The 11,419-nt window shown below is 66.7% G+C and carries 9 protein-coding genes; 3 read left to right on the top strand and 6 right to left on the bottom strand.

Going from position 1 to position 11,419, the window contains the following annotated elements; all coding sequences use genetic code 11:
* Window positions 1-5: 5 nt before the first annotated feature.
* The 5 genes from ACH49N_RS30885 to ACH49N_RS30865 form a co-directional block, all read right to left on the bottom strand.
* Complete coding sequence (locus tag ACH49N_RS30885) at window positions 6-1,031, bottom strand: ABC transporter permease (RefSeq protein WP_358276604.1); 1,026 nt, start codon at window positions 1,029-1,031, stop codon at window positions 6-8.
* Window positions 1,028-2,551 (bottom strand): ABC transporter substrate-binding protein, encoded by a 1,524-nt coding sequence (locus tag ACH49N_RS30880; protein ID WP_358276605.1) that lies wholly within the window; start codon window positions 2,549-2,551, stop codon window positions 1,028-1,030. The genes ACH49N_RS30885 and ACH49N_RS30880 overlap by 4 nt, the downstream gene beginning before the upstream one ends.
* Before the next feature lie 34 nt (window positions 2,552-2,585).
* Entirely contained in the window at window positions 2,586-3,977 is a 1,392-nt protein-coding gene (locus ACH49N_RS30875; protein ID WP_358276606.1) for an LLM class flavin-dependent oxidoreductase, read from the bottom strand.
* A gap of 150 nt (window positions 3,978-4,127) precedes the next feature.
* Window positions 4,128-5,492 (bottom strand): aminotransferase class I/II-fold pyridoxal phosphate-dependent enzyme, encoded by a 1,365-nt coding sequence (locus tag ACH49N_RS30870; RefSeq protein ID WP_358276607.1) that lies wholly within the window; start codon window positions 5,490-5,492, stop codon window positions 4,128-4,130.
* Between the two features lie 53 nt (window positions 5,493-5,545).
* Entirely contained in the window at window positions 5,546-6,244 is a 699-nt protein-coding gene (locus tag ACH49N_RS30865) for an alpha/beta hydrolase (RefSeq protein WP_358276608.1), read from the bottom strand.
* 211 nt (window positions 6,245-6,455) lie between these two features.
* Between ACH49N_RS30865 and ACH49N_RS30860 the strand changes: the two genes are divergently transcribed.
* The 3 genes from ACH49N_RS30860 (at window position 6,456) to ACH49N_RS30850 (ending at window position 10,387) form a co-directional block, all read left to right on the top strand.
* Window positions 6,456-7,754, top strand: a complete 1,299-nt coding sequence (locus ACH49N_RS30860; RefSeq protein WP_358276609.1) for an O-acetylhomoserine aminocarboxypropyltransferase/cysteine synthase family protein — start codon at window positions 6,456-6,458, stop codon at window positions 7,752-7,754.
* 1 nt (window position 7,755) lies between these two features.
* Window positions 7,756-8,826, top strand: coding sequence for an LLM class flavin-dependent oxidoreductase (locus ACH49N_RS30855; RefSeq protein ID WP_358276610.1), 1,071 nt, complete (start codon window positions 7,756-7,758; stop codon window positions 8,824-8,826).
* A 178-nt stretch (window positions 8,827-9,004) separates the two neighbouring features.
* A complete protein-coding gene (locus ACH49N_RS30850; RefSeq protein ID WP_358276611.1) occupies window positions 9,005-10,387 on the top strand; it encodes an FAD-dependent oxidoreductase in 1,383 nt (460 codons plus the stop codon).
* On the opposite strand, the gene ACH49N_RS30845 is transcribed toward ACH49N_RS30850, so the two are convergent.
* Window positions 10,381-11,178 carry an SDR family oxidoreductase gene (locus ACH49N_RS30845; RefSeq protein ID WP_358276612.1) on the bottom strand — a complete coding sequence of 266 codons (798 nt, stop codon included), beginning with the start codon at window positions 11,176-11,178 and terminating at the stop codon, window positions 10,381-10,383. The two genes, ACH49N_RS30850 and ACH49N_RS30845, sit on opposite strands and share 7 nt — an antisense overlap.
* Window positions 11,179-11,419: the final 241 nt, after the last annotated feature.

Genomic DNA, 11,419 nt, shown 5'->3' with positions numbered 1-11,419 from the left:
GGATTTCAGTCTCTCCGCTTGGTTGCCGGCTGCAACGCGCTCTGCGCGATGTTGACGACGATGTTGCAGAACAGCACGAACACGATCGCCACGACGAGCGTTCCCTGGACGATGGGAACGTCTCCGCGCAGCGCCGAGTCCGCGGCGAGGCGACCGAAGCCGGGCATGGAGAACATGGTTTCCATCACGACGGCGCCGCCGATGAGCGTAGGAATCTTCATCCCCAGGATGGACAGCGCCGGACCGCTGCCGTTACGCAGTGTGTGCACGAACAGGATCCGGGCCGGACTGATGCCCCGGACCACCGCGCCGGTGACGTAGTTCTGGTCGAGCTCCGCGACCAATCCGGTGCGGAGTTGTCGCGCGATGTCGGCGACGACGTCCATGCTCAACGCGATCGCGGGCATGATGATCAGCGACAGCCAGCGACCGAAGTCCTCGTCTGGCGGGACGTACCCGGCCGACGGCAGCCAGTGCAACCCGACGCTGAGGACGAGGATCAGTCCGATCGAGATGACGAACGGCGGCAGCGTGGAGGCCACCGACGTGTATGCGGTGATCAGCCGGTCGAGCAGGCTGCCCTTGTACACGGCGGCGAGTATTCCGAGTCCGACGCCGAAAGCGAGTCCGATGACCAGTGCGACACCGGCGATCGAGGCGCTGACGGCGAGCCGCTCGCCGATCAACTCGCTGACCGGGATCTTGCTGAACCACGAGACGCCCAGGTCACCGCTCAGCATGCTCGACATCCAGTCGACGTACTGCTGCCAGACCGGTTTGTCCAGCCCGAATTCGGCCTTGATGCGGGCGATCGTCTCCGGGGTCGCGGCGTCGCCTGCGATCCCGGCGGCCGGATTCAGCCCGCTGGCCGCTCCGAGCAGGAAGGTGATCAGGGTGGAGAACAGGAAGACCGGGACCACGATCAGCACGGTGCTCAGCACGACCCGAAACGCCGTGCCGAGCGCACCAGCCGGCACCGGGAGAGCGAATGTTCTCCTGGTGCCGGCGGTCTGGACGTCTGCGGTGGTCACGAGACCGTGACGCCTTCCCACCGCACCTGGGACGGCAGGATGTTCAGGTTCTTCAGGTCCGGGTTGGACACGATGATCCACGGATTGCTGAAGATGTAGTTGGTCGGCGACTGCTCGACACCGACCTTGACGGCCTGCCACAGCCGCGGCTTGTAGTCCGGGTCCTCGAGGGGTGTGCGACGCACGGCGTCGAGCGCGGCGATGAACTCCGGCGACGCATGCGGGCCGCTGAGGTTCATGATGCCTTCCGGACCGTAGACGGCGAGCAGGTTCTGCACCGGGGATTCACGCCCGATGGTGCCGTCCGTCGCAAGTTGCGGGTTCTTCGCGATATAGACCTCGCTCTGCCACGTCGACGATCCCGGCGGCACCACTTTGATGGTGGATTCGACGCCGATCTTCTTCAGCTGCGACTGCACCAGCTCCGCCCGGTTGGTGGCCGCCGACTGCGCGGTGATCTCGATCGACAATTGCCCGGGACCGTATCCCGCCTCGGTCAGGAGACGAGATGCCTTGTCGGGGTCGTAGTTCCAGAGCTTCTCGATCTCGGGGTTGAAGGCGAGGTATCCGTTGGGGAACGGCTGGCTCGTCGTGCTGCCCAACCCGTTCGTGATGACGTCGACGAACGCCTGCCGGTCGAATGCGTAGCGGAATGCCTCGACGACCTTCGGATTGTCGAACGGGGCCTTGTTGAGGTTGATGGAGACGTCGTTCGCGGCCAGCGACGGCTTCACGGTCACATCGAGACCGGCGGCCTCGGCTTCCTTGGCCTGCAGAGCCGGTAGCGTCGCGAAGTCGATGGAGCCGGACTGGACACCGGCGACGAGAGTGGCCGGGTCCGGGGCGACGCTGAGTTCGAAGTGGTCGATGTGGATGTTGTCGGCGTCCCAGTAGTTCGGGTTCTTCTCGAAGTACGCGTGGTCCTCGGCGACGAAGTCGGTGATCGTGAAGGGGCCGGCGCCGACCGGCCACACACTGAGTTTCTGCGGGTCGGCGGCCGCGGTCGGGCTGGCGATGGCCCCGGTTCGCCCGGCGACCAGGTAGGGGATCTGGTAGTCGGCGTCGGCCAGGTGCAGTGTGACGTCGGTGGCGCTGTCGGCCGTGACCTCGGTGACGCCGGCGAGCTGGTCGCGGAGGAACGAATCGTCCTGAGACTTGCCGCGGTCGAAGAACGCCTTCACCGCCTGGGCGTCGAGGGTGGTCCCGTCTGAGAACGTCAGACCGTCACGCAGGGTGAAGGTCACGGCGGTGCCGTCGGCGTTGTACTTCCAGCTCTCGGCGAGCGACGGCTCGACGTTGCCCTCGGCGTCGAGCCGGGTCAGCGACGCGTACGCGAGGCTGATCGTGTTGATGTCGTTTCCGGTCCGGCTCGTCACCGGATCCCAGGAGGTGGGGAGGTTGAACGCCCACTTGACCTCGGCGCCGTCCGAGCTGCTGCCGCCGCCGCACGCGGTGGCAACGAACCCGACGATCACTCCGAGTATTACGGCGCCGACGATCCGCCGGCTCTTCTTGCTCACTGGATGCTCCTGACCATGCAAAGGGGGTGGTGATTCAGACGCTCGCGGACAGCGATGCGGTGGTGCCGGGCAGCGGGGCGGGGTCGATTCCCTCACGCCGCGCGCGGGTGTAGCGGTTCTCCGCGAAAGGCAGGCCGAGGTTGCCGCGCAACGTGTTCTGCTCGTAGTCCTCCCGGACGACCCCGCGTTCACGCAGGATCGGCAGCACCTCGTCGACGAAGCGCTGGAACTGTGCCGGGTGGCCGATGTGGATGTTGATGCCGTCGAGGGCGTGGCCGTCCAGCCAGCGCTGCAGTTCGTTAGCGACGGTCTCGGCGCTGCCCGTGAACGGCGACGTCTTCGGCGCGCTGAGCGCCTCGACCGTCTGCCGCAGTGTCAGCCCGCGGTCGGCGGCGAGGTCGGCGATCTTCTTCGCCTGCGTGTAGAAGCTGCGCTCGGCGTGCTGCAGTGCCTCGGCAGGGAACTGCGCGTCGAGGTCGTACTGCCGGAAGTCGTGCCAGCCGAAGGGTCGGCCCAGTTCCCGGAGAGACTTTCCGAAGTCGTTGTCCGCCAGCTGGGTTGCGCGTTCGATCTCGCGTGCGTCGGCGTCGGTGTCGCCCACGGTGACGCTGACTCCTGGCAGGATCACGATGTCCTCGGGAGCGCGCCCGTAGGCTGCCGCGCGGGTCTTTATGTCGGCGTAGAACGCCGACCCCGCCTCGAAACTCGGCGCGTGCGTGAAGATCCCGTCGGCGATACGCGCCCCGAGGTCGCGGCCCTGGTCGGAGTCACCGGCCTGGAAGATCACCGGCTGTCCCTGCCGCGAGCGTTGGATGTTGAGCGGGCCCACCACAGAGAAGTGCTCACCCCGGTGGTCGAGGGTGTGTAGCTTGTCCGGGTCCAGGAAGCGGCGGGCCTCCCGGTCGCGCGGAAACGCGTCGTCCTCGTAGGAGTCCCACAGAGCCTTGACGACCTCGACGTGCTCGAGGGCCCGGCCGTAGCGGGTGGCGTAGTCGTAATGCTCCTCGAGGCCGTAGTTTCCGGCGGTACCCGAGTCGCCACTGGTGACCACGTTCCAGCCGGCGCGGCCTCGGCTGATCAGGTCGAGGGACGCGAACCGTCGCGCGAGGTTGAACGGCTGGTTGAACGACGTGGTCAGGGTGCCGACGAGCCCGATGTGCTCGGTGGCCACCGCGAGCGCCGACAGCAGCGTCAACGGCTCGAGCCGGTTCAGGTAGTGCGGGGGCGAGTCCGGGGTGATGAACTGGCTGTCGACGATGAACACGAGATCGAACCGCGCCTGCTCGGCCAGCCGCGCGTACCGGATGTACCAGTCGATGTCGACGCTCGCGTCGGCGGGAATCTCCGGGTCCAGCCAGGTGTACGGGTGCCCGGGCCCACCCGTGGGGGTGAGGACAGCTCCCAATTTCAGTTGCCGTCTCGTCATGTTCTCGCTCCTTCGTCGTTCGCCGTCAGGCACCTGCCTCGGCACGCCGCGTTGAAGTGTATGGAGCAAACAGACGCGTGCAGAGTATTAAATTCTAGATGTTTCAAAACATATTTCGTATGTCCCGCAGGGCTGTCGAACAAAGTCCGATCAGTCGAAGAATTCGCGTGACGACTCCGCGACGGCCACCGCGACGACGTCGGCGAGTTGCCCGATCAGGTCCGGGTCGTCCGGCAACTGGGTGACCGACAGGCGCAGGAGTTGACGTGCGGGCGCCTGCACGAACGAGCGGGAGCCGGCCCCCACCGAGATGCCCTGCCGCGCCAACGCGACGAGGGCCGCGGTCTCGTCCGACACCGCGACCCACACGACCAGACTGTGCGGGCCCGCGAATGCCTCTATGCCACGGTCGATCAGCGCCGCCAGCAGCGACGTGCGTCTGGCGGTGTAGCGCTCGTGCGCCGTCGTGACCGCCTGCTCGGCGTCGTCGCTGACGATCAGGTGGGCGAGGGTGTTCTGCAGGATCCGGCTGTTCGAGCCGACTCCGTGACTGCGCACCTTCATGGCCTTCTCGATCAGTTCGCGGGACCCGCCGAGGACGGAGGTCCTTACATCGATCCCATATGCCTTGCAGTAGCTACGGATCCGGACGACACGCTGCGGCAGTACCGAACCCAGAGAGGGAGGCTGCTGCGGTTCGAGCGGTCCGATCGAGTCGTCCTCGACGACCCACACCGCCGGATGCCGTCGCAGCACCTCGGCGAGTTCACTCGTGCGCCGCGCGCTGACCGCATGGTCGACGGCGAACGGCGCACCGGGCTGGAACACGAAGGCCACGGCACCGGCGGTCAGGGCCGCGTCCAAAGCGTCCGGCCGTGGGCCGTCGCGATCGGCGCCCACCCCGACCGCATCCAGCCCCAGGTCGCGGAGGGTGTCGAGAACGCCCGGGCCCAGGGGCTCGTCGACGGCCACCATCGAACCGGGTGGGGCGGCCGCCTCCACGGCCAGCAACAGCGCCTCGGTGCCGCCGCCCGCCGTGGCCCAGGCCTCCGGTTCGAACGGCCACCTCGGGGCGACGGCATTCCTCAACCGCTCGGTCATCAGTTCCCGGCCGAACACATTCAACGTCTCGGCGTCCAGACTCGACAACAAAGCGTCGGACAGGGACGGCTGCAGCGCCAGGTCAGGTGCATTCTGCGCCAGGTCGACGCCACGCCAGTCCGGTATGCCACGCTCGGGCACACTGTCGAGCGGCGGAAGAACGACGGTGCCGCCGCGGCGGCGGGTCTGCACGAACCCCTGTTCCTGCAGGCGGCCCCAGGCGCTGACGATCGCACCGACACTGAGATCGGTCGATTTCGCGAGTGCGCGGACGGTCGGCAGGCGATCGCCGGGGCTGAGCTCACCCGACCTGATGAGGTCGGCGACGGCATCGGCCAGTTCCGCGGTGCGGCCGTCGATCTTGTCGAGCAACCACTCCGGAGCAATCGCCTCCGACTCCAGCACCGCTGACATCCACACCCCTTCGATCGACAACCACTACCGGCCCCGCGCCGTGCGGATCACGGTCACTGCGCGAGTGCCCCGGCCGGTTCGCGAAGGATGATGTCGGGCGTACCGGGCAGGCGGAGACGCTCGAGGAACTGCACGATCTCGGCGGCGACCGACCGGTGGGACACGTCGTTGAGGATGTCGTGCAGCCCCTCGTGAACGACGACGACCCGGGCGTCGGGCAACGCGGATGTGACAGCCAGCACGTCCGCTGCCGGGCTCAGAACGTCCGCGCCTCCGTGCACGACGAGGACCGGAACCTGCACGTGGGTCAGCGAATCCGCCGTGGCCACCGGCGTCTCGGCACCGAGCGTTCCCCGCTCGAGAGCGTCGGCCGACGACAGGACCCCTCGATGCACGGGACACGCGGAGCGGATCTCGAGTTCGCCGTCCCACTCTCCGGTGAAGGCCTCGGTCCCCGCGACGAGAAGACCGGCGGCCACCACCCCGGACACGGCCGGATGCGTCGCGGCCAGGTCTAGGGCGGTCAGGGCGCCGCTGTCCGACCCGACGACGGTGACCGGAAGATCGGTCTCCGCATCGGCGATCACCCGAGCAGTCGCCGCGGGATCGTTCTCCACCACCGCGACACGGTAACCATCGAAGGCGATCCGGCGGGCGAACCGGCGGTACACGTGAGCATGCTCACCGCGGCCGGCGACCACGATCACCGAGCCACGCACAGTCGCTTCGGGTTCCAGCCAGTCGATGTCCACTGATTACCTCATTCGGGGGGTTGTTCGCAGGATTGACTGCGAACAACCCTGACCCACACGCGCGAGGTCGAACAAGACTAATGCTCGAGCAGAACAAAACGCGTGTCTTCTCGCCGCGCTTCGTGTTTTGTTCCGAACATATTCGTTTTGCTCTGCCATTCACCCGCTCTGCCATTCACCCAGAAGTATCGACGAAGGGACAGGCACACCGATGCCCGAGACCACAGGGTTCGCGACCCGGCAGGTCCGCACCGGCTATCAACCCGGAACGCCGCAGAACACCGCGATCCCCCCGATCTACCAATCGGTTGCCTACGATTTCGGCAGCTTCGAACAGGCACGGGACATCTTCTCCCTCCGCCGGAAGGGAAACCTCTACAGCCGCACCGGGAATCCCACGCAGGCCGTGTTCGAGCAGCGCCTCGCCGATCTCGACGACGGAGTCGCCGCCCTGGCCACGGGTTCCGGGCAGTCCGCTGTCGCGGTCGCCCTCCTCACGCTCGCCAAGTCCGGACAGCACATCGTCGCGGCGCGGCAGCTGTACGGGGGAACCGTCGATCTCCTCACCGACACCTTCGCGGACTTCGGGATCGAGGTCACGCTCGTCGATCAGGACGACCTCGACGCCTGGCGTGCGGCCGCGCGTCCGGAGACCCGGGCCTTCTTCGCCGAGACGATCGGCAACCCCGTCGCCTCCGTGCTCGACGTCCGGGCCGTGGCCGACATCGCGCACCAGGCGGGGGTCCCGCTGATCGTCGACAACACGATCGCCACCCCGTATCTGCTCCGCCCGAAGGACTTCGGAGCCGACATCACCGTGTACTCGGCCACCAAGTTCATCGGTGGGCACGGCAGTTCGCTGGGTGGTGTGATCGTGGACCTCGGCACGTTCGACTTCGGCGCGGAACCGCAGCGGTGGACCCAGTTCACCGAGCCATACCCGCGCATCGGTGACCTCGTGCTATGGGAAGAGTTCGGCCGCGAACGCAGCGCCTACCTGGTCTACGCGAAGACGAAGATCGTCCACGATCTCGGTCCCGCACTGTCCCCGTTCAATTCGTTCCAGCTGCTTCAGGGGTTGGAGACGCTGGACCTGCGGCTGGAACGGCAAGTCGGTTCGGCGCTGGCGATCGCACACTTCCTCGACGGTCATCCCGCGGTCGCGAAGGTCAACTACCCCGGACTGCCGGACAACCGGTGGCACGCTGCCGCCCAGCGGTATCTGCCGCGCGGCGCCGGCTCGGTCTTCTCGTTCGATCTCGCCGTCGACGACTCGAAGGTGGCGAAGTTCATCGACTCGCTGCAATTGTTCGCCATCGTCGCCAACATCGGCGACGCCCGTTCGCTGGTAGTACACCCCGCCACCACCACGCACAGCCATCTCGGCGACACACAACTCCGCGACGCCGGATTCGGCTACCGCACCGTCCGATTGTCGATCGGACTGGAAAACCTGGAAGACCTCGTCGACGATCTGCGTGCTTCGCTCGACGCCATCACGGAGGAATGACATGCACTTCGGCTACTGGACGCCCATCTACGGCGGTTTCCTGCGCAACCTCGGCGACGAAGGGATGCCCGCCACCTGGGACTACGTCAAGAAGCTCTCACAGCTCGCCGATCGTCTCGGATACCACACCACCCTCGTACCCGAGCTCTATCTCAACGACCGCAAGGGCGTCGACGCGCCCAGCCTCGAGGCGTGGTCGCTGTCGTCGGCGATCCTCGCGGTCACCGAACACCTCCGGGTGATGACGGCGGTGCGACCCGGATTCCACCTGCCGGCGGTCACCGCGAAGGAATCGGCGACGATCACCGACATCGCCGGAACAACCGATGCCGGTGCGGCACGGTTCGCGCTCAACGTCGTCGCCGCGTGGTGGGAGGAGGAAGCCCGGCAGTACGGCGGCGCCTTCACCCGGCACGACGACCGATACCGGCAGGCCGGCGAGTTCGTCGACGTTCTCCGTGGGCTCTGGGAGCACACCCCGTTCACCTACCAGGGCGAGCACTTCAGCGTGCGCGACTCGATTCTGTCGCCGAAGCCCGGAATTCATCCCCCGGTCTTCGCCGGCGGGGAGAGCGAGAGCGGCCGCGAATCGATCGCCACCTTCGCCGACTCGTACGTGCTGCACGGCGGCACCGTCGACGAGGTGCGGTCGAAGATCGCGGACATGAACGCGCGGTCGCAGCGAATCCACCAGCGGGACATGGCCGAATTCGGCATGTCCACATACATCATCGTGCGCGACACCGAAGCCGAGGCCCGCGCCGAACTCGAACGCATCACCACCGTCGACCCCCACTCGCCCGGGTACGCGTCGTTCGAGGAATTCGTGAAGAACTCCGAACTCGACGTCGAGCTGTCCAAGCGCGAATACTCCGTCGGCACGCGCGGACTGCGACCCGACCTCGTCGGCACCCCCGAACAAGTCGCCGAAAAGATCCGCGCCTACCAGGACGCCGGTCTCACTCTGCTGCTCATCCAGTGCTCCCCCGCGCACGAAGAGCTCGAGCGCATCGCCGACCAGGTGTTTCCGCTGGTCCCCACCCGTGAATACTTGTTAACAATGGGCGGTTGATAAGTACTCACAGAGGGGGACGCCCTTGACCGCACTACTCGCCGCGAGTAAGGATGAAGACGTTCTGTGCGCGGCGGTTTCGCTCCCGGAGAGAGGAATTCACACCCCAGGACCAATCGCGACGCATCCATTGCATACGGCCGCACGAGGTCGCGGGGCGAGCGCGAGGGAATTTGTCATGGCAGACATCGAAGTCGACTATTGCGTCGTAGGCGCAGGGTTCGCCGGACTGACGGCGGCACTGCGTTTGAAGCAGGCCGGACAATCGGTCGCGCTGGTGGAGGCGCGTGACCGGATCGGGGGGCGGACCTTCACCGAGGTCCGCGAGGACGGTTCGTGGATCGATCGGGGCGGCGCGTGGATCGGGCCGGGACAGGACCGGATCTACGCCCTGATGGACGAGTTCGGCGTCAAGGGTTACAAGCAGTACACCGACGGCGAGTCGATGATGGTCGTCGATGGCAAACAGTACCGGTACAAGGGCACGATTCCCCTGACGATGAGTCCCTGGGCGGCAGCGAATCTCGGGGCCGTGTTCGTCGAACTGGGTGAGATGTGTAAGACGATCCCGCTCGACGCGCCGTGGGAGGCGAAGAAGGCAGCGAAGTGGGACTCGATCAGCCTCGCCAAATGGCTCGGCGACAACACGCTGTCCAAGCCGGCCCATGACCTTCTCGAGACCGCCATCGCCGGCTGCTACACGTCCGCGGCGTCCGAGGTGTCGATGCTGTTCGTCCTGTACCAGATGGCGTCCGGCGGCGGTCCGAGTTTCGTCCTCGGTGTGAAGGACGCCGCCGAGGACGCGCGACCTGTCGGTGGAATGGGTGCCGTCTACCGTCCGATGGCAGCCGAGATCGGCGACGCACTCCATCTGTCACAACCCGTCCGGGACATCACGCAGGACGGCGACGGCGTGACCGTCCGCTCGGCGGATCTGGCCGTCCGGGCCCGGAGGGCGATCGTCGCGGTACCCCTCGCGATCGCGAGCCAGATCCTCTACGAACCGCTGCTGCCGATGGATCGGTCGTTCCTGCACCAGCGGATGCCGAGCGGTGCCGTCATGAAGATCGCCGTCCTCTACGACGAACCCTTCTGGCGCGCCGCCGGACTGTCGGGACAGTCGGCGGCACCCGACTCCCCCGCGACGATCACCATCGACGCCAGTACCGACACAGGACGTCCCGGTGTTCTGTGCGTGATCGTCGAGGGACCGATCGCCCGCCGGCTGGGACGACTCTCGGAGGCCGAGCGGAAGAAAGCAGTGCTCGGCGAGTTGACCGCGAGGTTCGGAGCCAAGGCTGCCTCCCCCGTCGACTACATCGAGCAGAACTGGAGCGTCGAGCGGTACTCCGGCGGCGGCATGCTCAGCCATGCGCCGACGGGCGTCCTCACCCAGTTCGGTTACACCCTCCGCGAGCCGTGCGGCCGCATTCACTGGGCCGGCACGGAAAGTTCGTCCGTGATGTGTGGCTGGATCGACGGAGCCGTCCGGTCCGGTGAACGCGCCGCACTGGAGGTCACCGAACGCGACCGCGCGCTGTCCCTCGCCCGACCTCAGTAGTAGACGGCCCCCGGAGCACCGCCACCGACGGCGACCGCATCGCCGGTGATCCCGACGCTGCGCGGTGACGCGAGGAACGTGACGACGTCGGCAACCTCGCTCGCGTCGATCAACCGGTGGATCGAGTTGGTGGCCAGCCGCGACTCCAGTTCGGCCACCGGCACACCTTCGTCCTCGGACTGCTTGGCCAGGCGGTCTACGAGTCGTTCCGTCCGGGTCAGTCCCGGATGCACCACGGTGACGTTGACGCCGTGCGGTCCGAGTTCGTCGGCGAGGTTCTTCGTCAGCGCCGACACACCGACGTTCCGCACGGTCTGGGCGATGGAGTTGGCCTGGCGTGCACCGAGTCCGCTGATGTTGATGATCCGCCCCCACCCCTGTTCCACGAGGTGCGGTGCCACCGCCCGGGCGGTCCGCAGGTATCCGAGCACCTTGATCTCGAGTTCGGCGCGCACCACGTCGTCGGTGGTGGACGCGAAGTCGCTCGGCTTGCCCGCACTCCACGGGGTTGCGGCGGCGTTCACGAGGATGTCGACGCCGCCGAGTTCGTCCACCGTTCGCTGCACGAGGGCGCGCACCGAGTTGTCGTCGCCGGTGTCGGTGGGAACCCCGATCACCCGCCGCCCGGTCTCCTGCGACAGTGTTTTCGCCGCCAACTCCAGCGCCTCGACACTCCTGGCCGCGAGCACCACGTCAACCCCCTCCGACGCGAGGCTGCGCGCAATCGCGAGACCGATTCCGCGGCTGCCGCCGGTGACGATCGCCCGCTTGCCGCCTAGACCGAGATCCATGTCGTTCTCCTCATCTCCGCTGTCCACCCCTCGATTCGAGGGTAGGACCAGGCGGAGGTGCGGTCACGGATTCGGTTCAGCGTGAGGCCAATTGCGCTTCGCGCCTGTGCGCCTTTTTGGGCTCTACTGCTGTGATCGTGGGTGGAGTTCGGTGCGGGTGAGGGCGCACGCCGTTGTCCCAGTAGCGTTCTGGCTTGTCTAGGGTCAGTCGGCTACATATGTGGGGAACGGCGTGCGCGAA

The sequence above is a fragment of the Rhodococcus sp. NPDC019647 genome, from assembly GCF_044389235.1.
GTDB classification, from domain to species: domain Bacteria; phylum Actinomycetota; class Actinomycetes; order Mycobacteriales; family Mycobacteriaceae; genus Rhodococcus_F; species Rhodococcus_F oxybenzonivorans.
This window is presented reverse-complemented; position numbering and strand designations above follow the sequence as displayed.

Coding starts and splice junctions, on each gene's coding strand:
- ACH49N_RS30875 (WP_358276606.1), bottom strand. CDS start 3,977: ATGACGAGACGGCAACTGAAATTGGGAGCTGTCCTCACCCCCACGGGT.
- ACH49N_RS30870 (WP_358276607.1), bottom strand. CDS start 5,492: ATGTCAGCGGTGCTGGAGTCGGAGGCGATTGCTCCGGAGTGGTTGCTC.
- ACH49N_RS30860 (WP_358276609.1), top strand. CDS start 6,456: ATGCCCGAGACCACAGGGTTCGCGACCCGGCAGGTCCGCACCGGCTAT.
- ACH49N_RS30850 (WP_358276611.1), top strand. CDS start 9,005: ATGGCAGACATCGAAGTCGACTATTGCGTCGTAGGCGCAGGGTTCGCC.
- ACH49N_RS30855 (WP_358276610.1), top strand. CDS start 7,756: ATGCACTTCGGCTACTGGACGCCCATCTACGGCGGTTTCCTGCGCAAC.
- ACH49N_RS30845 (WP_358276612.1), bottom strand. CDS start 11,178: ATGGATCTCGGTCTAGGCGGCAAGCGGGCGATCGTCACCGGCGGCAGC.